General features: G+C 64.0%; 22 protein-coding genes. 6 read left to right on the top strand and 16 right to left on the bottom strand.

All coding sequences use genetic code 11. The features are described from left to right. Nucleotides 1-413: 413 nt before the first annotated feature. A complete protein-coding gene (locus AC2FLM_RS12755; protein ID WP_234218113.1) occupies nt 414-626 on the bottom strand; it encodes a hypothetical protein in 213 nt (70 codons plus the stop codon). Between the two features lie 298 nt (nt 627-924). On the opposite strand from AC2FLM_RS12755, the gene AC2FLM_RS12760 reads away from it, so the two are divergent. Both AC2FLM_RS12760 and AC2FLM_RS12765 read left to right on the top strand, forming a co-directional pair. Beyond that, entirely contained in the window at nt 925-1,527 is a 603-nt protein-coding gene (locus AC2FLM_RS12760) for a CoA transferase (RefSeq protein WP_496858372.1), read from the top strand. Between the two features lie 35 nt (nt 1,528-1,562). Continuing rightward, a complete protein-coding gene (locus AC2FLM_RS12765) occupies nt 1,563-3,188 on the top strand; it encodes a N,N-dimethylformamidase beta subunit family domain-containing protein (protein WP_496858374.1) in 1,626 nt (541 codons plus the stop codon). A 264-nt stretch (nt 3,189-3,452) separates the two neighbouring features. Here the strand turns inward: AC2FLM_RS12765 and AC2FLM_RS12770 are convergent, their stop codons facing one another. Genes AC2FLM_RS12770 through AC2FLM_RS12795 form a run of 6 tightly spaced genes read right to left on the bottom strand, consistent with a single transcriptional unit; the run spans nt 3,453 to nt 9,459 of the window. Beyond that, nucleotides 3,453-4,454 (bottom strand): ABC transporter ATP-binding protein, encoded by a 1,002-nt coding sequence (locus AC2FLM_RS12770; RefSeq protein ID WP_496858376.1) that lies wholly within the window; start codon nt 4,452-4,454, stop codon nt 3,453-3,455. Nucleotide 4,455: 1 nt separating this feature from the next. Beyond that, nucleotides 4,456-5,484 carry a Gfo/Idh/MocA family protein gene (locus tag AC2FLM_RS12775; RefSeq protein ID WP_234170460.1) on the bottom strand — a complete coding sequence of 343 codons (1,029 nt, stop codon included), beginning with the start codon at nt 5,482-5,484 and terminating at the stop codon, nt 4,456-4,458. Further along, nucleotides 5,481-6,320: a carbohydrate ABC transporter permease gene (locus AC2FLM_RS12780; protein WP_234175783.1), complete on the bottom strand. Its 840-nt coding sequence runs from the start codon at nt 6,318-6,320 to the stop codon at nt 5,481-5,483. The genes AC2FLM_RS12775 and AC2FLM_RS12780 overlap by 4 nt, the downstream gene beginning before the upstream one ends. A gap of 12 nt (nt 6,321-6,332) precedes the next feature. Beyond that, nucleotides 6,333-7,247: a carbohydrate ABC transporter permease gene (locus AC2FLM_RS12785; RefSeq protein ID WP_234137020.1), complete on the bottom strand. Its 915-nt coding sequence runs from the start codon at nt 7,245-7,247 to the stop codon at nt 6,333-6,335. Nucleotides 7,248-7,303: 56 nt separating this feature from the next. Continuing rightward, entirely contained in the window at nt 7,304-8,554 is a 1,251-nt protein-coding gene (locus AC2FLM_RS12790; RefSeq protein ID WP_496858379.1) for an ABC transporter substrate-binding protein, read from the bottom strand. After that, the gene (locus AC2FLM_RS12795; protein WP_496858381.1) at nt 8,551-9,459 is read right to left on the bottom strand and encodes an N-acetylmuramic acid 6-phosphate etherase; all 909 of its coding nucleotides are present in this window, start codon (nt 9,457-9,459) and stop codon (nt 8,551-8,553) included. Before AC2FLM_RS12795 ends, AC2FLM_RS12790 begins: the two co-directional genes overlap by 4 nt. A 158-nt stretch (nt 9,460-9,617) precedes the next feature. Between AC2FLM_RS12795 and AC2FLM_RS12800 the strand changes: the two genes are divergently transcribed. Genes AC2FLM_RS12800 through nagA form a run of 4 tightly spaced genes read left to right on the top strand, consistent with a single transcriptional unit; the run spans nt 9,618 to nt 13,464 of the window. Then, a complete protein-coding gene (locus tag AC2FLM_RS12800; protein ID WP_234175780.1) occupies nt 9,618-10,508 on the top strand; it encodes a BadF/BadG/BcrA/BcrD ATPase family protein in 891 nt (296 codons plus the stop codon). Further along, a complete protein-coding gene (locus tag AC2FLM_RS12805) occupies nt 10,505-11,281 on the top strand; it encodes a GntR family transcriptional regulator (protein WP_496858384.1) in 777 nt (258 codons plus the stop codon). Before AC2FLM_RS12800 ends, AC2FLM_RS12805 begins: the two co-directional genes overlap by 4 nt. Nucleotides 11,282-11,290: 9 nt before the next feature. Then, nucleotides 11,291-12,322 carry an SIS domain-containing protein gene (locus AC2FLM_RS12810; RefSeq protein WP_496858386.1) on the top strand — a complete coding sequence of 344 codons (1,032 nt, stop codon included), beginning with the start codon at nt 11,291-11,293 and terminating at the stop codon, nt 12,320-12,322. Then, the gene (gene nagA / locus AC2FLM_RS12815) at nt 12,319-13,464 is read left to right on the top strand and encodes an N-acetylglucosamine-6-phosphate deacetylase (protein WP_496858387.1); all 1,146 of its coding nucleotides are present in this window, start codon (nt 12,319-12,321) and stop codon (nt 13,462-13,464) included. The genes AC2FLM_RS12810 and nagA overlap by 4 nt, the downstream gene beginning before the upstream one ends. A gap of 176 nt (nt 13,465-13,640) precedes the next feature. On the opposite strand, the gene AC2FLM_RS12820 is transcribed toward nagA, so the two are convergent. The 9 genes from AC2FLM_RS12820 to AC2FLM_RS12860 form a co-directional block, all read right to left on the bottom strand. After that, nucleotides 13,641-15,743: a molybdopterin oxidoreductase family protein gene (locus tag AC2FLM_RS12820; protein WP_496858389.1), complete on the bottom strand. Its 2,103-nt coding sequence runs from the start codon at nt 15,741-15,743 to the stop codon at nt 13,641-13,643. A gap of 73 nt (nt 15,744-15,816) precedes the next feature. Continuing rightward, the gene (locus AC2FLM_RS12825) at nt 15,817-16,977 is read right to left on the bottom strand and encodes an ABC transporter substrate-binding protein (RefSeq protein WP_234183433.1); all 1,161 of its coding nucleotides are present in this window, start codon (nt 16,975-16,977) and stop codon (nt 15,817-15,819) included. A gap of 29 nt (nt 16,978-17,006) precedes the next feature. Further along, nucleotides 17,007-18,893 carry an AMP-dependent synthetase/ligase gene (locus AC2FLM_RS12830; RefSeq protein WP_496858392.1) on the bottom strand — a complete coding sequence of 629 codons (1,887 nt, stop codon included), beginning with the start codon at nt 18,891-18,893 and terminating at the stop codon, nt 17,007-17,009. Nucleotides 18,894-18,910: 17 nt separating this feature from the next. Continuing rightward, on the bottom strand, nt 18,911-19,684 hold the full coding sequence (locus AC2FLM_RS12835) for an ABC transporter ATP-binding protein (protein ID WP_234136652.1): 774 nt from the start codon (nt 19,682-19,684) through the stop codon (nt 18,911-18,913). Further along, nucleotides 19,681-20,445: an ABC transporter ATP-binding protein gene (locus AC2FLM_RS12840; RefSeq protein ID WP_234218099.1), complete on the bottom strand. Its 765-nt coding sequence runs from the start codon at nt 20,443-20,445 to the stop codon at nt 19,681-19,683. The genes AC2FLM_RS12835 and AC2FLM_RS12840 overlap by 4 nt, the downstream gene beginning before the upstream one ends. Then, the gene (locus AC2FLM_RS12845) at nt 20,442-21,539 is read right to left on the bottom strand and encodes a branched-chain amino acid ABC transporter permease (RefSeq protein WP_496858394.1); all 1,098 of its coding nucleotides are present in this window, start codon (nt 21,537-21,539) and stop codon (nt 20,442-20,444) included. The genes AC2FLM_RS12840 and AC2FLM_RS12845 overlap by 4 nt, the downstream gene beginning before the upstream one ends. Before the next feature lie 4 nt (nt 21,540-21,543). Next, nucleotides 21,544-22,419: a branched-chain amino acid ABC transporter permease gene (locus tag AC2FLM_RS12850; RefSeq protein WP_234136655.1), complete on the bottom strand. Its 876-nt coding sequence runs from the start codon at nt 22,417-22,419 to the stop codon at nt 21,544-21,546. A 77-nt stretch (nt 22,420-22,496) separates the two neighbouring features. Beyond that, nucleotides 22,497-23,525: a zinc-binding dehydrogenase gene (locus tag AC2FLM_RS12855; protein WP_496858396.1), complete on the bottom strand. Its 1,029-nt coding sequence runs from the start codon at nt 23,523-23,525 to the stop codon at nt 22,497-22,499. Between the two features lie 18 nt (nt 23,526-23,543). After that, entirely contained in the window at nt 23,544-24,185 is a 642-nt protein-coding gene (locus AC2FLM_RS12860; RefSeq protein WP_234218095.1) for a TetR/AcrR family transcriptional regulator, read from the bottom strand. Nucleotides 24,186-24,386: the final 201 nt, after the last annotated feature.

Consider the following 24,386-nt stretch of genomic DNA (forward strand, 5'->3'; position numbering starts at 1 on the left):
ATGACCGTGCGGATCCTGGTCTGCCTCACGACGCCGCCCCTGTCGCTGCGTCTCATTCCTCCTCCTCGTTTTAGAAGAGGTTAGGGTGCGAACCTGATCTGAGGCAACGATTCGGACCGTGCCATCCCGCACCACGTCCAACGCACCCACCGCCAACCTGGTGGCCTGCATGGCCTCGAATGCGCGGCGAATGGCGGCGGGCATGGTCAGCCCCTTTCGTCCAGATACTCGACCAGGGCGCCCAGCAGTTGGGCGTTGTTGTCTGTTCAAGCTCAAAAAAACAGTCCGCGCCCGCCTGGCGTGGGCGCGATCCGAGCGGATCACTGAACCGAGAAGTTCACGATGATCAGCGCAATGATCACCACGGACAGAGCGATCGAAACAAGTGTCAGGGTTCTGGACATCGTCTACTCCTATCTTTCGTATTCGTCCCAGGGTTTCAGGCCCTGGGCGATTGCGGTCATGGCCAGCGCGACATGTCTTTTGATCGTAACATCCTTGCCCGCCTCGGCATCGGCGTACCACTGTTGCACCAGGTTGCGAGAGGCCCCGAGTTCTTCATAGGCCTGGCGCGCGGTGGTCAGCCCCGTTGCCTTCGTCCACGCTAGAAAATCTTGAGCTTTCATCATTTTCTCCCTATCTTGCGGATAGCCGCCCCCCGTTTCCGGGGAGCGACCACCCAAATCACCAGTGGTGGACGATGTTTGCGCAGAGCGCCACCACAGTGATGATTTGGAGGATGATCGCGAGAACTTGATTCCATCTTTCGTCCTCCTGTGCGGGGCGGGACCATCCCGCCCCCCTCTGCACAACTTGATAATGCCCAAAAATGTGTGTTTAGAAGTGAGGGACGTACCAGAAAGGCTTGGCCCGCATGCTTTTCCGTGCATTCTCGATACGCCTTAGGCTTGAAGATTTCGAGCGATGGCTGTGTTGGCCGGGTGCGGCGCGATGATACAGGCGCAGTTCATGTATGACTTTGACAGGCGCGCGCCGTTTGATGAACCCGCCGGGCGGCAGGTGCTCGGCTGGGGGCCGTTCTATCACTGTTTCCCTGCTGCCGATGGCTGGCTGTTCTTTGCCGCCCCGACCGGGCGCGCCGCCGCCCTGACCCATGTTCCGGAACTGGCCGATCTGGCGGGGCAGGACGAGGAGGGGCTGGAAGCGGCGCTGGCCCAACGCTTTTCTGCCCATCCCGTCGCCCATTGGCAGGCGCGCTTTGCCAGCGGGTCGGCCAGCGTGGTGCCGCTGGGCTCGCTTTTGGCCAATCGAGATGCGGGCCTGCAGCTTGAAAGCGACGGCCCCGCCGGTATCCGGCAGGCCACCTATCGTGCAATCCGGCATGACCGCCATCCGATAGGCCGCTGGGTCGATCTGGTGGCACCCAATGCCGTCCGCCCGAACCGTGCCGCGATCAAGATACCCGGTCATGCGCCCAAGCAAGGCGCGCAGACGCGCCAGATCCTGTTGCGGATCGGTTATTCCGAAGCCGACATCGCGCATGATTGCCGAGGGCACCGCGGCTGACGGATGGTGCGACAAATACCTCCCGGAGTGACACCATGACAACCGAAGGACCTGGCCCGACCATTACCCCGCGCACTCGCGCCCGCGCGCGGCATATTCTGGATCACTACTATATCGGCCCGGCGCGGGACGCGCGAGTGCTGGAAATCTGGGGTTATACCCCGCGCATGACCTATGCTCCGGGAGAGGAGGTTGTGCTGCATGTCTCGACCACCGCCGAAACCTGGTCATTCGAGGTGGGCCGGGACGGTGCGACCTATGAACCGCTGTTGCGCATCGATGACCTGCCGGGCCGGCACCACGACACGCCGGCCGATTGTTCCGTTACCGGATGCAACTGGCCCGAAAGCACCCGCTTTACCGTACCGGATGACTGGCGCCCCGGCGGCTATCTGATCACGCTGACTGCCGAGCGTGATGGCGACCGGGTCGAGGAGCACCATCTCATCCTGATCCGCCGTGCGCCCCACCTGCCGCGCGCGCGTCATGTGCTGGTCTGCGCCACGGGCACGTGGCTGGCCTATAACTGCTGGGGTGGATCGAACCACTACGAGGGGATCACCGGACCCGAGGGCAACGCGTTCTCTCCTGTCGTTTCCACGCAGCGCCCATGGACACGGGGCTTCTGCAAGCTGCCCCCAGGTGCACCCCGCACCTTGCCGGATCATCCGCCCCGGCATGGCGAGATGACGCGTTATCCTTACATGGAATGGGCCTATGCCTATGGCTATTCCAAGAAATATGCCTCGGCCGGGTGGGCCAGCTATGAACGTCCTTTCGCCCGCTGGGCGGAAAGCGCGGGCTATGATCTGGACTTTTGCACGCAGCACGATCTGGACGCCGACCCCGACCGCCTGAGCGGACATGCCTGTGCGATCTTTGTCGGCCATGACGAATATTGGAGTGCGCGTATGCGCGATGCGGTCGATGGTTACGTCGATGCGGGCGGGCGCGTGGCACGGTTCGCGGGCAATTTCCTGTGGCAGACGCGGATCAGCGACGCGGGTCGCACCCAGACCTGCTATAAATACGTGGCCGAACGCGACCCGATGGCCGAAAGCGCCACTCCCCACCTGACCACCGCCGCGTGGGAAGTGGCCCCGGTGGGCCGCCCCGGTGCGCTGACATTTGGCGTCAACGCCCTGCGCGGGGTCTATGCGGGCCTCGGGCGCTGCGCGGGCAACGGACCGGGCGGGTTCACGATCTATCGCCCCGATCATTGGGCCTTTGACGGCGCGGGGCTGGGATATGGCGATGTGCTGGGCGCCGCCTCGCGTATCTTTGGGTATGAGGTCGACGGGCTGGACTACCGGATGGAGGATGGCTTGCCCTTTCCAACCTGTACCGACGGGGCGGCGCCGGATGTCGCCATCCTTGCCATGGGTCTGGCCACGAATATCGAGGCCGACACCGGGGTGTGGGGCGAAACGCTCTATATCGGCAGCGCCGATGCGGCGTTCAAGGCGATGGCGGTTTATGGCAAGGTCACGCCCGAAACGCTGGACGCCTGCGCGCGGGGCAATGGCATGATCATCCACTGGCAGAAAGGCAAGGGCGAGGTCTTCACCGCCGCGACCTGCGAATGGGTGGCAGGCCTGATCCGGAACGACACGCAGGTGATCGCGATCACCCGCAACGTGCTCGACCGGTTCGGCACATGAGACGTAGGCCCTGTTACAGCATGAAATCAAACCTTGCCGGCAGGTGCGGGTTTCGGAACCGGCGATATGCGGGTCAACCTGCGTGGACCGGTGTCTCTCTCGTGGCGACAGACGCCTTGCGCATCTGACTGCCAGAGAAAAATCGGCGCCCCGGGGCTGGACCCGCCGCCCTGGTCGGTCTCGCGATCGATCAGCTGTTCCGCCGTGTCGCCGGGAGCAGATGTTGCGGCTGGCTCTGGCGCAGCACCTTTCGGCGACAGAGGGTCAAGCCGTGATGCGCTCTCCTTCGGCGCTGAACAACAGCGTGTTGCCCCTATCATAGTCGACCTTGACCTCTGCGCCGGGGTCGATGTCGTATTGGCCAAAGACACGCACGGTGAACCGGTTGTCCCGGCCCAGGTCGATCATCACGTTGGTGTCACCGCCCAGCTTCTCGACATGCATCACCTGGCCCGACAGCGGGCCGGTGTCGCCGATGCGGGCATGTTCGGGTCTGATGCCCAGCGTGGCGCCCACCGGCCCGCCCACCCGGTCAGCGGCCACGAAATTCATGGCCGGCGACCCGATGAACTCGGCGACAAAGCGGTTGGCGGGGTTGTTGTAAAGCGCAAGCGGGCTGCCCACCTGTTCGACCCGGCCATCGCGCAGCACGACGATCTTGTCGGCCAGCGTCATCGCCTCGGTCTGGTCATGGGTGACATAGATCATCGAGGCAGTCAGTTGCCGGTGCAGGTTGGCGATCTCGATCCGGGTGTTCATGCGCAGGGCGGCGTCGAGGTTCGACAGCGGTTCGTCGAACAGGAACAGCTTGGGCTTGCGCACGATGGCGCGGCCGATGGCGACGCGCTGCCGCTGGCCGCCCGACAGCTCGGACGGGCGTCGCGCCAGATAGGCCTCAAGCGACAGCATCCGCGCCGCCTCGGCAATCCTGCGCTCGATCTCGTCCCTGGGATGGCCCGCCTGTTTCAGACCCAGCGCCATGTTGCCGTGCACGGTCAGATGCGGGTAGAGCGCATAGGACTGGAACACCATGGCGATGCCGCGCTTGGCCGGGGGCACCGTGTTGACCACCTGGCCACCGATATCGATGCTGCCCGAGGTCGCTTCCTCCAGCCCCGCAATGACCCGCAGCAGGGTGGACTTGCCACAGCCCGAGGGGCCGACAAAGACGACGAATTCGCTGTCATCGACGGTGAGGTCGATATTCTTGAGGACATCGACCGGGCCGAAGGATTTGCACACGTTGCTCAGGGTCAGGGCGGTCATGTCAGTCCTCTCTCAAATCCACGGGGGCGCCGGTGCGAATGCTGTGATCGGCGGCCAGGCAGATGCGCAGCGATTGCACCGCATCGCTCATATGTCGGGTCAGGTCGATATCCTCGGCGATGGCGCGCAGCATATAGGCCTGTTCGGTATCGCAGAGCTGCTGGTGGCCGGGTTCGCCCGCCAGCTCGATCAGGGTATCATTGCCGGGGCGGTGCACCAGCAACCCGCCCACGCGGGTATGACCATCGACATCGTCCGAGGCGCCCTTGTTGCCGTCGGTGATCGACACCGCGCCATTGGGGCTGATGATATCCTTTACGAAAAAGGCGGTTTCCGACATCATCGGGCCCCAGCCCGCCTCGTACCAGCCGACCGAGCCATCGGCGAACACCACCTGGAACTGGCCGTAATTGTACATGTCGGGCGCGATCTCGTCGCTGAGGCGCAGACCGATGCCGTTGACCCGCACAGGGGGCGCATCGGTGATCTGGCACATCACATCGACATAATGCACACCGCAATCGACGATCGGGCTGGTGGTCTGCATCAGCGCCTTGTGGGTCTCCCATGTGGGGCCGTCCGATTGCTGGTTCAGGTTCAGGCGGAACACATAAGGCCCGCCCAGCGCGCGCGCCTCGGCGATCAGCCGCTGCCAGCTGGGATGGTGACGCAGGATATAGCCCACCACCAGCTTGCGCCCGGTCCTGGTCGCGCAGTCCACCACGCGGCGGGCATCGGCCACGGTGGTGGCCAGCGGCTTTTCAACAAAGACATGCGCGCCCGCCGCCATCGCCGCGCAGGCGAAATCGGCATGGCTGTCGGAATAGGTGGCGATCACCACCAGATCGGGCCGTGTCTGCTCCAGCGCCGCATGGAAATCGGTAAACACCGGATAGGCCTGCAAATCGGGATGGTCGGTCACGCCCGAGCGGTTCACGAGGCCCACGATCTGCGCCTGAGGGTGGTGGTGATGGGCCAGCGCGTGGCTGAGACCCATATTGCCAAGACCGGCGATCAGGACACGGGTCATTTGACGGCTCCACTTGTGATGCCGCGGATCAACTGCCGCGAGAAGATGACATAAAGGACCATGACCGGCAGGATCGCCATGCTGAGCGCCGACAGGACCGCGTTCCAGTCGGTGACGAACTGACCGATGAAGACCTGGCTGCCCAGCGTCAGGGTCTTGGTTTCCTCGGCCGGGGCCAGGATCAGCGGGAACCACAGGTCGTTCCAGATCGGGATCATGTTGAACACCGCCACCGTCGCCATGGCGGGGCGCACCAGCGGCAGCACGAGGCGAAAGAAGATGGTGTATTCGCTCAGCCCGTCGATCCGGCCCGCATTCTTCAGATCATCGCTGACCTGGCGCATGAACTCGCTGAGGATGAACACGGCCAGCGGCAGCCCCTGCGCGGTATAGACCAGGATCAGCGCCCAGAGCGTATTGACCAGCCCGCTGGCCACCATCAACTCCAGAATGGCGACGGTACCGATGCGGATCGGGATCATGATCCCCAGCGCCAGATAGAGGCCCATCAGCGTATTGCCCCGGAACCGGTACTCGCTGAGTGCAAAGGCCGCCATGGCCCCGAACATGAGGACAAAGAACAGCGAGGCCACGGTCACGATCATCGAGTTCTGAAAGTAGAGAAAGAAATCCCCCTGTTTCAGCACCGTCTGATAGCCGATCATCGAGAAACTGTCGGCATCGGGCAGGGCCAGCGGCTCGCGAAAGATCGCCTTGCGGGTCTTGAAGCTGTTGATCAGGATCACGAAAACCGGGAACAGCGCGATGCAGGTATAGAGGATCAGCGCCCCATGCATGGCAAGGGTATTGGCGGGGTTGCGGCGGGCCTTGTTCATCTCTTGCTCCCCTCAGAACTGATAGCGGCGGATCCGGGTCTGGATCGCAAAGAGATAGACACAGACCCCCAGCAGGATGATCGCGAACATCGCGGTGGCAATCGCCGAGCCCATATGCGGATCGCCCAGTTGCAGCTGAAAGCCGAAGAAGGTGCGGTACATGAAGGTGCCCAGGATATCGGTGGCGAAATTCGGTCCCGCCAGCGCACCCTGTGCTGCATAGATCAGGTCGAAGGCGTTGAAATTACCCACAAATGTCAGGATCGAGATGATCCCGATCGAGGGCAGGATCAGCGGCAGCTTGATCTTCCAGAAGGCGGCCATGCCGGTCAACCCCTCGACTTCGGCGGCCTCCAGTATCTCTTCGGGGATCGACAACAGCGCGGCATAGATCAGCATCATCGGGATGCCCACGAACTGCCACACCGAGATCAGCGCCAACGTGGTCAGCGCGTATTCCTCCTTGCCCAGCCAGGGCGCGAACAGCGATTTCAGGCCGATGGCGTCCAGCATGTCGGGGGCGATGCCCCAGATCGGGCTGAGGATCAGTTTCCAGGCAAACCCCACGATGACAAAGCTGAGGATGGTCGGAATGAAGATGGCCGAGCGGTAAAAGGCGGCAAAGCGCAGGCGCGGATGGCTGAGGATCGCGGCCAGCGCGATGCCGATCGGGTTCTGCACCAGCATATGGATGAAGAAGAACCAGAAATTGTTGCCCAGCGCGTTCCAGAACGCCCCCGACCAGTTCGGATCGCCAAACAGGCGGCGGAAATTGTCGAGCCCGACAAACGCCCGCACCTGATCTGCCTCGCTGTAAAGAGCGAGCCGCAAGGTATTGAAAAGGGGGAAGATCATGATCGCGGTGTAGACCAGCACAGCAGGTGCAAGAAAGACCACGACATGCCATTTGATCCGGCTCGCGCCCATGGTATGCCTCATCCGGTCAGGGCCGGCCCCGTCAGGCGGAACCGGCCGATTTCAGGTTACTTCTGCGGGTCGTACCAGCTGGCCAGACCGTCCTGCAGCCGCTTGCCCGCATCCTCGGGGCTTTCGGCGCCCTTGATCACCTGTACCGAGGCGTTCCAGGTCTCGTTTTCCAGGTTCGGTGTCCCGCGCGACAGGATCTGATAGGTCGAGCGGATGGTCGAGCCGCATTCGCCGCGCCAGCTGACGAATTCCTGCGCCAGCGGGTCCTGCATCGGCACATCGAAACTCGACAGCGAGAAGAAGCCGGGCAGGGCGTTGGCATAGATATTGGCGAACTCTTCCGAGCCGACCCAGTCAAGGAAGGTTCGCGCGGCCTCGGCATTGGGCGAGGCGGCGTTCAGGCCGATGGCGATATCGGTATGGTCCGAGATATAGCATTTGTCGCCCGCGTTCTGTACCGGCGGCTTGAAGGCGCCCATCTCGAAATCGGCCTGTGCGTTGAAGCCGGTGATCTCCCAGCTGCCGGCGGGATAGATCGCGGCGCGGCCCAGGGTGAACAGGTTCTGGCTGTCGGGATAGGTCTGCGCCTCGTACCCGTCGCCCAGATAGCCGCCCCATTTGGCCAGCGCGCGATAGGGCGCGACCCAGGCCTCGTCGGTCAGCTTCTGTTCGCCGTTGATCAGCGCCAGGCGGCCTTCCTCGCCCTTCCAGTAGTTCGGGCCGATATTGTTGTACCCCATGGTGGCGGCTTCCCACTGGTCGTTGGTGCCCATCGCCATCGGGATATAGCTGCCGTCCGCCTTGATCTTCTCCAGCACGTCAAAGAACTCGGCCTCGGTCTCGGGCACGTTCAGCCCCAGCTCGGCAAAGGCGTCCTTGTTGTAGATAAAGCCATGGATGACCGAAGCCATCGGCACGCAGAAGGTGGCGGCGCCATCATCGGTCTGCCAGGCGGATTTCGCCACATCCGAGAAATTGGCCATGCCGCCGAGATCGCTCAGATCGGCCAGGTGGCCGTTCTGGTAAAGGCCCAGCGAGGTGTCGAAGGGGCGGCAGGTGATCAGGTCACCGGCCGAACCCGCATCGAGCTTGGCGTTCAGCACGGCATTGTATTCCGCCGGGGCCGAGGGGGTGAACTTGACCTTGATGTCGGGGTGCTTGGCCTCGAAGGCGGGAATGATCTTGTCCTGCCACAGGGTCAGGTCGTCGTTGCGCCAGCTTTCGATGGTCAGGGTCGTTTCCGCCCAGGCCGCACCGCCAAGTGCGGTCGATGCCAAAAGAACGGTGCTCAATACTCTGGTTTTCATGTGTTTTCTCTCCCTTGGTTTGTGCTTTTTTCGAGTTCCGCCAATGCCGGGCGCAAATGACCTCCGGCCCGATTCAGCAACGCGCTTGCCTGTTCCCGTGTAACGGCACCGGCGGCGATCAATACCGCTTCCTTGACGTGACCGCCGGCCAGGTCGAGCGCCTGCCGGGGCGCGGCGCCGGGAACGATCCGTTCAACGATGCCCAATGCGCGCTGGCGCAATTTTTCATTGTCGGCGATCAGGTTGACCATCATGCCGTCGTGCACATGGCCCAACCGCATCGCCATCAGCGTCGAGATCATGTTCAGAACCGCCTTTTGCGCCGTTGCCGCGCCCAGCCGGGTCGATCCGGCGATCACTTCGGGTGGCGTGGGCAGATGGATGGCGCAATCGGCCTGCGCCAGAATGGGCGTGTCGGCATTGTTGGCTATCGCCACGATCCGCGCGCCGGATGCGGCTGCGATACGGGTGAAAGCGATGGGATAAGGTGTTGTTCCACTTGCGGAAAGCGCGATCACAACGTCGCCGTTTTTGACCCCGTGCGCAGCCTTTTCGGCCGCGTGCACATCGTCCTCGGTATGGCCGGGCATGGCGGCCGTCACGGGGACGCCACCGGCCATGTGGATATGGATGCGCTCGGGCGCGATGCCGAATGTGCCGGGCAACTCAACGCCATCTGCCAGCCCCATCAGCGCCGACGAACCGGCTGCTGCATAGTGGATGTCGCCGCCGGTTTGCAGGGCCTGCGCAACCAGTGCTGCTGCCGCGTCGATCTGCGGCAGACAGGTTTGGATGGCGCCGAGCGCGCTCTGCTGGCCGTGAAGTAGCAGGGCGAGAATCTCGGGGCCGGGGCGGGTGTCCAATCCCCGTGCCTCGTCTCGCAATGTCTCGGTCTGCGGCAGCATATGATTCCCCTGTGGTTGGTATATCTAATACCTATTTAATACCTTTTGTCTACCTCCTTCCAGTTTCAGGCCGTATTTCTACCGTAATCAAGCGAAATTCATGCAAAGCATCGTACAAAGGTCTTTATTGGCATTAAAAGGTATTATAAAGGTATTGCATGCATGAGTCTGGCTTTCCATATCTGATTGCGGTCGATGGCGGGGGAACCTCCTGCCGGTTTGCCTTGCAGGCGGGCGCCATTCGGCACGAACTGCGCCTGGGCAGCGCCAATGTGTTTTCCAATCGTACCGGGGCCTTGGCCACCTTGAGCGAGGGGTTGGCGCGGCTTGTGGTTCAGGCGGGTCTGCCGACCGATAGCCTGGTCGACATTCCAGTCTTTGCAGGACTTGCCGGCGTGATCGATAACACTGCGGCCCAAGAGGTCGCCGCCGCCCTGCCGTTGCGCCATGTCGAAGTGGCCGATGACCGCTTGCCTGCCGTGGTGGGCGCGCTGGGGGAGCGGACCGGTTGCCTGATCGGCGTCGGGACCGGCTCTTTTCTGGGGCGTCAGGATGCCGATGGCATCCGCCTGATCGGCGGCTATGGCTGGTCGCTGGGTGACGAGGCCTCGGGCTGCTGGCTGGGCATGGCGCTGTTGCGCCGCTGCCTGTGGGCGCAGGACGGTCTGGAGGCGGCCACGCCGCTGGTCGCGACCCTGGGCGCCCGGATCGGAGCGGGCAGCAATGCCATCGTGCGGTTTTCGGCCGAGGCCGGGCCTGCCGATTACGCGGCGCTGGCACCCATGGTGGTCGAGGCCGCCGAGGCGAGCGATCCGCTGGGGCAGGCGCTGATGCGGGCAGGGGCCGACTATCTGTCCCGCGGCCTGCACGCGCTTGGCTGGCAGCCGGGCGAGGCGATCTGCGCTCTTGGCGGCCTGGCCGGGCGCTATACACCATTCCTGCCTGCGGACATGTCCGCTGCGTTCACCCCCGCGCGGGGAACGGCGCTGGATGGCGGGCTGGAACTGGCCCGCCGGCTGGCGGAACGCAGCGCGAGGGGAGCGGCATGAACAGCGATACCGTGGAAACCATCGAGACCTATCTGCGCCCCGGTGCGTGGGTCGAGGACGCGGCGGGGCCGCTCTATGTGCGGCTGCGCAAGCGGATCGAGCAGAGCATCGACAGCGGTTTGCTGGCGAAGAGCGCGCCCTTGCCGGGCGAGCGCGAGATTGCCAGCCTGACCGGCCTGTCGCGTGTTACCGTGCGCCGGGCGATGCAAGAGCTGGTCGATCGCGGCATCATCGTTCAGCGCCAGGGTTCGGGCAGTTTCGTGGCCGATGCCGCGCCCAGGGTCGAGCAATCATTGTCGCACCTGACCTCGTTCACCGAGGATATGGAGCGGCGGGGTCTGAACGTCACCAGCGAATGGCTGACGCGGGGCGTGTTCATTCCCTCCCCCGAAGAGGTGATGGCGCTGGCGCTCAGCTCGGGTGAGGAGGTCGCGCGCGTCGCCCGTCTGCGCCGGGCCGACGGGCGTCCCATGGCGATCGAACGGGCCTCGCTGCCGACCGATATCCTGCCGGATCCGCAGGTCGTCTCCTCGTCGCTCTATGCGGTGCTTGAACGTGACGGCAACCGCCCGGTGCGGGCGCTGCAACGGATCTCGGCGGTCAATCTGGGAGCAGAGGACGCAGCGCTGCTGGGGGTGGAACCCGGTACGGCGGGGCTTCGCATCATCCGCACCTCGTACCTGCCGAACCGGCGGGTCATCGAATTCACCCGATCCCTCTACCGCGCGGATGCCTATGATTTCGTGGCCGAGCTGCGCCTGGGCAACAGTTAGGATAGACAGATGAACCAGCCCGTCACGCGCATGCGGCGCGAGATCGACGAAATCCCGCAAGCCGTTCAACGGCTGCTCGACGAAGGGGCCCCGGATGTGGCCCGCGTGGCGGCGGCGGTGCGCATGCGCGATCCCGCCTTTGTGGCCACGGTGGCACGCGGGTCGTCCGACCATGTCTGCACCTACCTGTCTTATGCTGCCGAGCTGTTGTTGGGCCTGCCGGTGGCCTCGGTCGGGCCGTCGGTGGCCTCGGTCTATGACGCACGGCTGCGGCTGGACCGGGCGTTGTGTCTGGCAGTGTCGCAATCGGGCAAAAGCCCGGATATCGTCGCCATGACCCGCAATGCCGGGCGCGACGGCGCACTGTGCGTGGCGCTGACGAATGATGTTTCCTCGCCCCTTGCGGGGGTCAGCGCCCATGCGATCGACATCCATGCCGGACCAGAGCTGAGCGTGGCGGCGACCAAGACCTTTGTCACCTCGGCGGTGGCCGGGCTGATGCTGCTGGCCGACTGGGCCGAGGATGAGGGGCTGCGCGCCGCACTTGGCAACCTGCCTGAAACACTGGCGGCGGCCAGCCGCATCGACTGGCCTGAGATGCGCGCGGCCATCGGCGCGCGGCCCTCGCTCTTTACACTGGGGCGGGGCACCGCGCTGGCGGTCTCGAACGAGGCCGCGCTGAAGTTCAAGGAGACCTGCCAATTGCATGCCGAGAGCTATTCCTCGGCCGAGGTGCTGCACGGGCCGGTCTCGATCGTCGAGGAGGGGTTCCCGGTGCTGGGCTTTGCCGCGGCAGATGCCGCCGAGGCGCCGCTGGCCGAGATCGCCGACCAGATCGCGGCCAAGGGCGCCACCGTGTTTGTCACCACCGGGCGGGTCAGCCGCGCCCATGCGCTGGACCATGTGCGCAGCGGCCACCCGCTGACCGATCCGCTGAGCCTGATCGTATCCTTCTATGCCATGGTCGAGGCCTTTGCCGCCGAGCGTGGCATCGACCCGGACGCGCCGCGCCATCTCAACAAGGTGACGGAGACGGTATGACCCTTGCCCTGTCCGGAGCCCGAATCCTGACGCCCGAAGGCGTTGTCGAGGGGCAAGCGCTGCTGGTCGAGGCGGGCCGGATCCTGCGGATCGCATCCGAAGGAGAGACCCCCGCCGGGGCACGGCATCTGCGACTCGAAGGGGGGTGGCTGGTCCCCGGTTTCGTCGATCTACAGGTCAATGGCGGCGGGGGCGTAATGCTGAACAACGCGCCCTCTGTCGACACTCTGCGCCGGATGTCCGAGGCGCATGGCCGGATCGGGGCGACCACCATCCTGCCGACGCTGATCACCGATGCTCCGGGCGTGGTGACCGCCGCCATCGCGGCGGTCGAGGCGGCAGTGGCCGGTGGCGTGCCGGGGATCGCGGGCCTGCATCTGGAAGGGCCGCACCTGGCCCTCTCGCGCAAGGGTGCCCATGACCCGGCGCTGATCCGTGTGATGGAGGAGGAAGATCTGGCGCTGCTGCTGGAGGCGGCGCGGCGGCTGCCTCTGCTCAAGGTCACGCTGGCGACCGAGAGCGTGACGCCAGAGCAGATCCGCGCGTTGACCGCGGCCGGGGTGCTGGTGTCGCTGGGTCATACCGATGCGCGTTTCGAGGACTGCCGCGCAGCGGCAGATGCGGGGGCGGCCTGTGTCACCCATCTGTTCAATGCACAAAGCCAGATGGGCAATCGTGAACCGGGCGTGGTGGGCGCGGCACTGGCGCTGGGGGCGCTGTCGGCGGGGATTATCGCCGATGGCATCCACGTGCATCCCGCCTCGCTGGGCAATGCGATCCGGGCCAAGGCCGGTCCGGGACGGGTGTTTCTGGTCAGTGATTCCATGGCGACGGCGGGATCCGATATCGATGCGTTCACGCTCAACGGGCGCGAGATCCGGCGCAGCGGCGACCGGCTGACACTTGCCGATGGGACCCTTGCCGGGGCGCATCTTGAGCTGGCGCAGGCGATACGCAACGTAATGGCCATGGCAGGGCTGGATGTGGCCGCGGCGGTCGGCGTGGCCACGCGTTCGCCTGCCGATCTGATCGGGCGTGCGGACCTGGGGCGGCTTGCGCCCGGCGCGCGGGCTGATCTGGTGCATCTGGACGATCAATTGGCGCTGCGCCGGGTGTGGCGGGACGGTCTGGAGATCGGCTGAGACAATTCGTGGAACAGGGCGCTCCCGCCCGTCGTTGGGGTTTTCTGGCGAAAACCCCGCCGCCCGTTGGGCCGGGCGCCGTGCTGCGCACGGCGCGGGGGCTCTGCCCCCGAGAGACAAAATTCGACGAATTTTGTCTCCTCCCCCGGAGTATTTCAGGCGAAATGAAATACGTGTCAGGCCGGGTGCAGTGAGACCGGCAGGCCGTTGAACGCGGCATTGCCGCTGAGCGGGTCGGTGCGGCGGTCGTCGGTCAGGTCGTTGATCGAAACGGTCCGGTTTTGCGTTGCTGCCGAAAAGTGGCCACCTTGCTGGCCCCAGCCCTGAGGGATGGAGACGACGCCCGGCGCCATGGCCTCGGTCACTTCGACAGGCAGGGTGACCGTGCCGGCCGCGCTGGTGACGCGGGCCTGCGCGCCGTCGGCAAGGCCGAGGCGGGAAGCATCAATCGGGTTCACCTCGACCGTGCAGCGGTTGCGGCCCTTGACCAGGCGCGGGCTGTTCTGGGTCCAGCTGTTGTGGCTGCGTGCCTGTCTCCGGCCGATCAGGGTGAAGGGGTGGCTGGGGTTGAGGCCGTCGCCGCTGGCCAGAAGTCGGGGCAGGTCGTCCAGAAACGCCTCGGGCGCCAGGTCTAGACGTCCCTCCGGAGTCTCCAGCCGGTCGGTCAGGTTCGGCTTCAACGGACCCAGATCGCGCGGGCGGCCTGTCTGTTGCAGCGTTTCGAGCGAGACATTGTCGCCATGGAACCCCTGCGCCAGCAGCATCGCGAGCACCTGATCGGGCGCCGGGCCGATCTGGTTGGCGCCGGTCAGCTTTGCGGTTAGTCGGGCAATGACCTCCCATTCGGGCGGATTGCCTTGCGGCGGCGCAAAGATCGGGGTCGCATAGCCCACCGTGTTGCGCACCGCAAACGTGTGGAACACCATATCATAGACCGTCTCTTCGAGCGCCACGGTACCGGGCAGGATCAGGTCGGCGTGCCTGGTGGTGTCATTCACATGAATGTCGAGCGACATCATGAAATCAAGCCCCTGAAGCGCGCGTTCGATGCGCCGCCCATTGGGCGCGGTCAGCACCGGATTGCCCGCCACGGTCACCAGCGCGCGGATCTGGCCGGGGCCGGGGGTTTCGATCTCTTCGGCCAGCACCGAGACCGGAAATTCGCCATTGTAGAGCGGCTGGTCCGACACCCGCGAGCGCCGCTCGGGATAGCGGCGCGCCTTGCCCTTGCGCGAGGTCATGCCGACATAGTCCACCGCCGGGGTGGTGAACATGGCGCCGCCTTCGCGGTCGAAATTGCCGGTCACGATGTTGAGCGCGTTGGTGGCCCATTGGCAGAGCGTGCCAAAGCTTTGCGTCGAGGCGCCCATGCGGGCGTAACAGGCGGCGCGGGGGGCGGCGGCGAAATCGCGGGCCAGCTGGCGGATGGTGTCGGCACCGATCCCGGTGGCCTGGGCGGCGCGTTCGGGGGTGAAAGGGGCGACAGCGGCGCTCAGCCGGTCCAGCCCATCCGTCAGTGGTTCCAGGTGGCGCAGGCGGGCAGGGCCGTCCGACAGGATCACATGCAGCATCGCCATCAGCAGCCAGGCGTCGCTTTCGGGGCGGATGAAGTGATGCTCGCCCGCGCGCTCGGCGGTCTCGGTCCGGCGCGGGTCGATCACGACGACCCGGCCACCGCGGGCCTTGATCGCGTCGATGCGGCGGCCATAGCCCGGTGCTGTCATCATCGAACCGTTCGATACCACCGGGTTGCCGCCGATGATCAGCAGGAAATCGGTGCGGTCGATATCGGGGATCGGCATCAGCATCGGATGGCCCAGCATGTGGATCGAAGCGACGTGATGGGGGATCTGATCGGCTGTGGCCGAGCTGTAGCGGTTGGTCGTGCCGATCGCCTTGACCAGTGCCGGCAGGTTCAGAAGGTTGCCGAATTTATGCGCGTTGGGATTGCCGAGATAGACGCCCACCGCGTCGCGGTCATGGGCGGCCTGCACGGCGCGGATACGCTCGGCGGCATGGTCAAACGCCGCCTCCCAGCTGATTTCCTCGAAATCGCTGCCGCGTTTCAGCAAGGGTTTGGTCACCCGGTCGGGATCGGTGCGGAAATCCTGCAAGGCGACCGCCTTGGGGCAGATATGGCCATGCGACAGCGGATCCTCGGGATCGGGACGGATCGACAGAACGTCGTTGTCGTCATGTGTGATGATCAGGCCGCACATGGCCTCGCATATGTTGCAGCTGCGATGCTGGACACGCGGCTGGGTATGAGGGGCGGACATGCGGCGCTTCCTTGCTGGGGGCTGGACGGAAAACGGGCGCCCGAAACCTTCGGACGCCCGCGATTTTCAGGTCTTATTCCTCGTGGACCTTGGCCCAGCCGCCATTCTCGACCTTGAGAACATAGACCGAGTCCGCGCCCTGGTGATCGTCGGGGCCATAGTTGATATGGTTGCCGACCAAATCGTCCTGATAATCAAGCGTTTCCATCGCGGCGATGAAGCTTTCATGGGTCAGATCGGGGCCAGCGGCCTCGAGCGCCATGACCATCTGCTGGGCTGCGGCATAGCCGAGCATGGCAAAGCCTTGCGGGTCTTCACCGGTTGCGGCCTTGTATTCCTCGATAAAGGCTTTCGGGGCGGGCTCGTCTGCGCGCGCCCACAGGTCCTGCCAGCTGGCTGCGGCATAGAACCCTTCGGTCACGCCGCCCGGAACCTGTGCCACCACGGTCAGGAAGCTGGCCGAGGTCCCCATGAATTGCATGTCGGACAGGCCCATCTTCTTGGCGGTGCCGACCACGGTGATCGCCTGACGCACACCCAACGCGATGGTCACCACGTCGCAGCCCGCTTCCTTGAGCTTGGAGAGCGAGCCCACGAAATCGGTTTCATCCGGTTTGTGGGTGGTTTCGGCGACAAAGGTCAGCCCTGCTTCTTCGGTACCGGCCTTGGTGCCTTCGAGGATCTCCTTGCCGAAATCGGTGGGCAGATACATCGAGCAGATATTCTTGGCGCCATGCGCAGCGGCCAGATATTTCACGCCGACGCGGCTCTGGTCGAAATAGCTCGAGAACGAGGTGAACTTGTTGCCCACGGGCTCTTGCAGCATCTGACGCGCGGCCGAGAGCGGGGCCAGATTCGGGATGCCCTTGGGATCGAGCAGCTTGAAGCCCGCGATGTTCATCGGCGTACCGAGGTTCTGCATCATCGCGAATACCTTGTCGCGGTTCAGCAGCTTGTTGAAGCCCTGCATCGCGCGCGGCATCTGATAGCCGTGGTCCTCGACCACATAACGGATCTGGCGGCCATGCACGCCGCCGGCGGCGTTGATCTTGTCGAAATAGACATTGGCGCCCTTGGTGGCGGGCACGCCCACGGCGGCGAAGATGCCGCTCAGGTCGTTGACCGCGCCGATGACGATTTCGTCATCGGTCACACCCTGGGTTTCGGCGCTGGCCAGCCCCGCCGCCGCAGTCAGCGCGGTGGCCGCCAGCAGACCCTTGATCATGTTCTTCATCATATTCCTCCCTTTGGATGGCCCTGTTGTTATTTGTACATATCTTCGATGAGATGTGCGTGTTTCTTTTCGACAAAACTGCGTTTCAGTTTCATCGTCGCGGTCAGCTCGTCGTCTTCGGCGGTCAGCAACACGTCGATCAGGCGGAAATCCTTGATCTGCTCGACCCGCGCGAATTCCTTGTTCACCTGTGCGACCTCGGCTGCGATCAGGTCGCGGACTTCCTGTGCGGCGCAGAGCGAGGCAAAGTTCGAAAACGGCACCTTGCGATCCTGCGCGAATTTCTCGACGTTTTCCTGGTCGATCATGATCAGGCAGGTCAGGAACTTGCGCTTGTCGCCGACGATCACCGCGTCCGAGATGTAATGGCTGAATTTCAGCCGGCTCTCGATTTCGGCGGGGGTGATGTTCTTGCCCCCGGCGGTGATGATAATGTCCTTGAGCCGCCCGGTGATGGTGACATAGCCATCACTGTCCATCCGCCCGATATCGCCGGTGCGCAGCCAGCCGTCGTCGGTAAAGCTTTCGGCGGTTTTTTCGTTGTTGCGCCAGTAGCCCTTGAAGATGTTGAGGCCCTTGACCTGGATCTCGCCGCCCTCTGCTATGCGCACCTCGATGCCGGGAACCACCTTGCCGATGGTGCCGATCCGGTTTTCCTCGGGCGTGTTGATGGTGGCGATCCCGGCGGTTTCGGTCATGCCGTAGCCTTCGACCAGCGGCACGCCGATGGCCCAGTACCATTTCAGCAGCTCGGGCGAGATCGGCGCCGCCCCGGTGCCGCCCCGGCGCATCTTGTCCATGCCCAGCATGCGGCGCAGGTTGCGCAGTACCAGCCTGTCCCAGAGCCAGAAATTTGCGGCCACACCGGCGGGAACCGGTTTGTTTTCAATCAGGTATTGCGCGCGCTTCATTCCCGCCCGCAGCGCCATGCCAAAGGCCGCGCGCCCGCTGGGCGTGGCCTCTTGCGCCAGGATCAGCACCTGGGAATAGATCTTCTCCCAGACCCGCGGTACCGCGGTGAAGGTCGCGGGCGAGACCTCTTGCAGGTTGGCAAACACCGTCTCCGGGCTTTCGGCGAAATTCACCGTGCATTTGGAGGCGAGCGGGAAATAGATCGACACATCGCGTTCCAGGATATGGCAGAGCGGCAGAAAACACAGCTGCTCGTCAGTCTCCTCGGTCGGCAACCTGTGGGCGCCCGCCTCGATTCCGGCCATGATGTTCTCGTGCGTCAGCATCGCGCCCTTGGGCATGCCGGTGGTGCCCGAGGTATAGATCAGCAGCGCCACATCCTCGGGCCGGGTCAGGGCGATCTCGGCCTCGAAGGCGCCCGGCTCTTCCTTTTCCGCCTCGCGGCCGATCTCGTAGAGCTTGTCGATCATCAGACAGCGGGGATGGTTCAGGTCATGCAGGCCCTCATCTTCGAGGATGATGACGTTGAGCAGGCCGGGAACCTCGCCCTCGATCTGTAGATACTTGTCCAGCTGTTCCTCGTTCTCGGCGATCAGGAACCGGCTGTCGCTGTCGTTGATCAGGTATTTCAGCTGGCTGGCCGAGTCGGTCGTATAGACCCCCGAGGCGATGCCGCCGACGGCCTGAATGCCCATGTCGAACCAGGCCCATTCCTTGCGGTCCTCGCTGAGGATCGAGACGACCTCGCCGCGTTTCAGCCCCAGCTTGCGCAAGGCAAGGCCGATCCATTTGGCATGCTGCCAGTAATCGGCCCAGGAATAGGATTTCCAGATGCCGAAATCCTTTTCCCGATGCGCGGTTCGGGTGCCCAGCTCGGCACAGCGTTTCTGGAACAGGGCCGAGATCGTGGTGGTACCGTCCACCAGCACCGGGCGCTGGCCCGGCGTGGCGTTGAACGTGACCCCGTTGATCACGGTCTGGGCGGGCAGGGTGCGTGTATCCATCTTGTCCACCTCTTTCGTTAGCGCCAGGTTTTCTTGCGTTTCCAGCGGCGGTTCTCCCGCGCGCCTTCCTCTTGCACACCCAGATAGAAGTTCTGGATGTCCTCGGAGGCCATCAGCGACTGCGCCGAGCCGTCCATGACGATGCGCCCGACCTCCATCACATAGCCATGATCGGCCAGCTCCAGCGCCGCGCTGGCATTCTGTTCCACCAGCATCATGGTCATGTTCTGCTCTTCGTTGAGCCGTTTGAGGATGGCAAAGATCTCTTGCACCAGCAGGGGCGACAGGCCCAGGCTGGGTTCGTCCAGCAACATGATGCGCGGGTTGGCCATCAGGCCCCGGCCAATGGCCAGCATCTGCTGTTGCCCGCCCGACAGGGTGCCCGCCTCCTGGTTGCGGCGCTCTTTCAGGATCGGGAAATAGCTGAACACCAGTTCCCGGTCGCGTTCGATCTGTGCCTTGTCGGTGGCCGTATACGCGCCCAGGCTCAGGTTCTCGTCCACGGTCAGCAGCGGAAACACCTCGCGCCCCTCGGGCACATGCACGATGCCTTTCTGGACCACCTTGTGCGGTTCCGACCCCTGGATTTCCTCGCCGTCAAAGGTGATGGTGCCTTTTTCGGGATCCATCACGCCCGAGATGGTCTTCATCAGCGTGGTCTTGCCCGCGCCGTTGGCCCCCAGGATCGACACGATCTGGCCTGGCCGCACCTCGAGCGAGACGCCACGGATGGCCATGATCGGGCCGTAAAAGCTTTCGATATTGCGGATTTTCAGAATGGGCTCGGTCATGCGGCCTTCCCCAGATAGGCTTCGATCACGGCGGGGTCGGATTGCACCTGCGCCGGTGTGCCCAGCGCCAGTTTTGCCCCGTCGGCCATGGCCAGCACCCGGTCGCTCACGCCCGAGACCAGCCCCATGTCATGTTCCACCATCAGCACGGTAATCCCCATCTGGCGGCGGATGTCGTCGATCCACCAGCGCATGTCGTTGGTCTCCTCGACCGACAGGCCCGAGGCCGGTTCGTCCAGCAGCAACAGCTTGGGATCGGTGGCCAGCGCGCGGGCCACCTCGACCACCTTGCGCACGCCATAGGGCAGGCCGGCGATATACTTGTCGCGATAGGCCTGGAGATCGAGGAAATCGATGATCTCCTCTACCTTCTCGCGGTTCTCCATCTCTTGTCGCCGCGCCGAGGAGGTGAACAGGATCTCCGAGAACAGGTTGGTGCGGCGATGCCGGTGGCGGCCCACCAGCAGGTTCTGCAACACGGTGGCATGCTCGAACAGTTCGATGTTCTGAAAGGTGCGCGCCACCCCATAGGCGGCCACGCCCGAGGGCTTGACCTCCAACAGGTTGTGACCGTCGAACCGGATCTGGCCCGCATAAGGGTCGTAAAAGCGCGAGATCAGGTTGAACACCGTCGACTTGCCCGCCCCGTTGGGGCCGACGATGGCAAAGACCTCGCCCTCTTCGACGGAGAAGGACAGGTTGTCCACCGCCGTCAGCCCGCCGAATTTCAGGGTGACGTTTTCCAGCTCCAACAGGCTCATCTCAGGCGCTCCGTCTTCAGATAGGATTTCTGCCGCTTGAACATGTCCTTGCGGTAGAATGGGAACAGCTCGAAGAAGGTGCGGATCTTGAGCCAGCGGCCATAGATGCCCATCGGTTCGAGCAGGATGAAGGCGATCAGGATCATGCCGAAGATCCCGAATTCCAGCCCCGGAATGGCCACGGTGCTGCCGCCAAAGACGGCGCCCACGTATTCCTTGGCGATCGACAGGAACTGCGGCAGGAACCCGATCACGATGGCGCCGAAAAAGGCGCCGTGGATCGAGCCCAGCCCGCCGATCACGATCATCATCAACAGCTCGATCGAGATCACGACGCTGAAGGTCTCGTTATTGAAGGCGCCGGCGAACAGGCCCATGAAAGCGCCCGCCCAACCGGTGACCATGCACGAGAGGCCAAACGAGATGGTCTTGGTCCGCGCGATGTCGACACCCATCGCCTGGGCCGACACTTCGCTGTCACGCACCGCGATGAAGCTGCGCCCCAGCGGCGAGCGGAGCAGGTTGATATAGCCCAGCGTCACGATCACGGTGACTGCCAGCACCAGCCAATAGAACAGGATCGGCGTGCCCCAGCGGTCGATGGTCAGGCCAAAGAGGTCGATCCCGGCGATGTATTTGCCGCCGACGCCGCCGGTCCAGGGTTCGGTCAGCACGATGATGTCGTCGACAAGGATCGACAGAGCCAGCGTGAAGATGGCGAGATAGATGCCGTGCAGGCGCAGGGCAGGGATCGCCACCGTGGCACCGATCAGCCCGGTGATCACCCCGGCCAGCGGAAAGGCGATGATAAAAGGCACGCCCGCTTCGAGCAGGATCACATTGGCATAACAGCCAAAGGCCAGAAAGGCCGCGTGGCCAAGACTGGCCTGACCGGTATGGCCGGTCAGCACCATCAGCCCCATGCCCGCGATGGCCCAGATCAGCACATTGGTCAGCTCGCCCAGATAGAACGTGTCCAGCAGCCAGGGTGCGGCGATCACGATCGCCAGCAGGATCATGTAGAGGCTCAGCTGATAGCCGTCCTTCCAGGGGCGGATATCCTGCATGTAGTCGGTTTTGAAAACGATGCGCATGATCTCAGACCTTCTTCACGCGGACCTGGCTGAACAGGCCGTGGGGACGGAAGACCAGCACCGCCACAAGCAGCGCATAAGGCGCGATCTGGCTGTAACCGGCGGCGATATAGCGGCTGGCAAAGGGTTCGATGACACCGACGATCAGACCGCCCGCAAGCGCGCCGGGCAGGCTGCCGAACCCGCCGATCACGGCGGCGGCAAAGGCCTTGATACCCAACAGGCCGGTCGAGGGATCGACCGAGCCCTTGGCGGCAAAGAGGATGCCCGCCACCGCGGCCACAGCACCGGCCAGCGCCCAGATAAAGCCCTGCACCCGCTTGACCGGGATGCCCATGTAATAGGCGGCCAGCTGGTTCTGCGACGCGCCCTGCATCGCCAGGCCCAGCTTGGTACGGCTGAAGAACAGGTAGAGCGACCCGGTCAGCGCCAGGGTGACGATGATCACCGCCACATCCTCAAGCCCCAGGACCAGCCCGCCAAATGACAGCTCCTTGCCCGCCAGCGGGTTTTGCAGCGTCTGCGGCTCGTGGCCCCAGATCAGACCGGCGACGAAACGGATGACGAAACCCAGCGCGATGGTCAGGATCACCACCGCCGTCTGGCTTTCGCCGAACATCCGCCGGATCACCAGCCGGTCGAGCAGATAGCCCAGCCCCGCCATGATCCCCAGCGAGATCGGCACCGCCATCCAGAACGGCAGGCCCATATACTCTGCATTGGTCAGCCCGATGGTGACAAAGGCGCCCAGCATCATGAAATCGCCCTGTGCGAAATTCACCGCCTCGGTCGCCTTGTAGATCAGAACGAAGCCAAGCGCGATCAGGCCGTAGACGCAGCCATTCGCCAGCCCGCTGATCAGCAGCTGTACGTTGTCCAAATTTTCCTCCCTGCGCCGGTTTTCCGGCGTCCTTTCCTGTGCCCCGGACCGAGCATCGGACCGGGGCTTGGCCCTCACTATGGCGTGATCATCACCTTTCCGTCAGTCTTTTTCAGAGCGTTGGCCAATCCTGACACAACGTCACGAAGCGGAAGGTGTCCCGACACATCGGTTTTCCAGCGCCCGTCGGCAAAACGCGCCTGCACCTCGGCCACCACGCGCGCCTGATCGGCGGGCGGGGTGGTCATCATCCACTGGGTGAGCCAGAAGCCCTCGATTCGCTTGTTCATGAAGATCAGCTGACCCATCTGGGTCAGTACCGGCAATTCGGCATCGAGCTTGCCATACGACACCCAGCGCGCGCCGTTCGGCATGGCGGTAAAGATGCGTTCCGAGGTCTGGTCCGACACCGCGTCCAGGAACACGCGCGGTTTCAGTGCGCGGCTGATGGCGGTGAATTTCTGAACCAGTTCGGGATCGGACGTCACCAGAACCTCGACCGCGCCCAATGCCTTGAGCGGCTCCACCGCCTCGGCCCGGCGCACCAGCGCGATGGGTTTCAGACCCAGATCGCGCCCCAGCGACACCATCAGCTTGCCCAGCTGGCTGGTGGCCGCCGAGACCACGAACGCCTCGCCCTCGGAGCGCGCGATATCGACCATGGCCATCGCCGTCAGCGGGTTGACGATCTGCGCCGATCCGTCCTCGTCACTGATATCGGGGCGCAGTGGAATACACATCTGCGCCTTGGTCAGCACATATTCGGCCCAGGCACCCGAACTGGCGGCGACAAAGGCGACGCGCTGGCCCACCAGCCCCTCGGCGCCCTTGCCCGCCGCGACCACGTCGCCGCAACCTTCAAAGCCCGCCGGCGCGCCCTTGACGCGCGGCTGGCCGTATTCGCCCTTGATGAAATGCAGGTCCGAGGGATTGACCGAGGCCATGCGCATCCGGATCAGCGCCTCGCCGGGGCCGGGTTGCGGCACCGCGATCTCACCCGGCTCCAGCCAGTCGGCGGCGTCCGCGATGGCCGGGCCGGTGGCCTTGCCGGAATACCCGTCGCCGGTCTGCAAAACGGCGAACATGGTGGTGGGGATATCTGTCATTGTCGTCCTCGATCGGGGTCAGGAGGGATGGGCCCGCAGGCCCTGCATTGCGAAGCGCACGATCTCTTCGGCGATGGCTTCGTATTTCTGTGGCGTATCGCCGGGGCGGGGGCGGAACCAGGCGACCGGCCCGTTCAGCGCGCTCATGAAGGTCTGTACGGTGATCGCCGGGTCGGGGCCGGCGCGCAGACTGCCCTCGGCCAGACCCTTGGCCAGCAATTCGCGGAACCGCGCCTCATAGGCATCGCGGCGCGCGATATGCTGGGACAGCGATTCCTTCTGGAACTCGGTCGTGGTGGTATAGCGGCGCATCAGCAGCCCGTCCTTGAGCACCAGCATGAAGGAATGGTGAAACAGCATCGCGCGCACATGGCCGCGTGCCATCGCTTCGAGCCGGTCGAGCACCGGCAGATCGGCCTGATAGCCGGGGTCGGTGGCCTGGAACACGATATCCATGCCCCGGTCGCGCACCGCGTTGAACAGGTCCATCTTGGACGGGAAATAGTGATAGACCCGCCCCTTGGTCGCGCCCAGGTGCCGCGCCACCGTGTCAATCGAGGTGGCGTCGAAACCACGGCTCTGGAAACATTCGGCGGCGGCGTCGAGCAACTCCTCGTAGCGCTCGCTGCGGCTGGGGCTGTTGGTGGTGGTATCGCTCACGGGGCTTTGGCCTTTGGCTGTCTGCGGCGGAAAACATACTCTTGGGTATGCAGGATACATACGCGCGGGTATGGATCAATCCGACACTTGCGTGACGTGGCGGCAGACAGGGGAATGCGGTGCGGCGCCCTGGCAGGGTGCCGGGCAGAAACGAAAACGGGCGAAGCCGCCTTTGCGGCCCCGCCCGTCGCGCGGTCAGGC

Source organism: Ruegeria sp. SAZD011, from assembly GCF_059612545.1.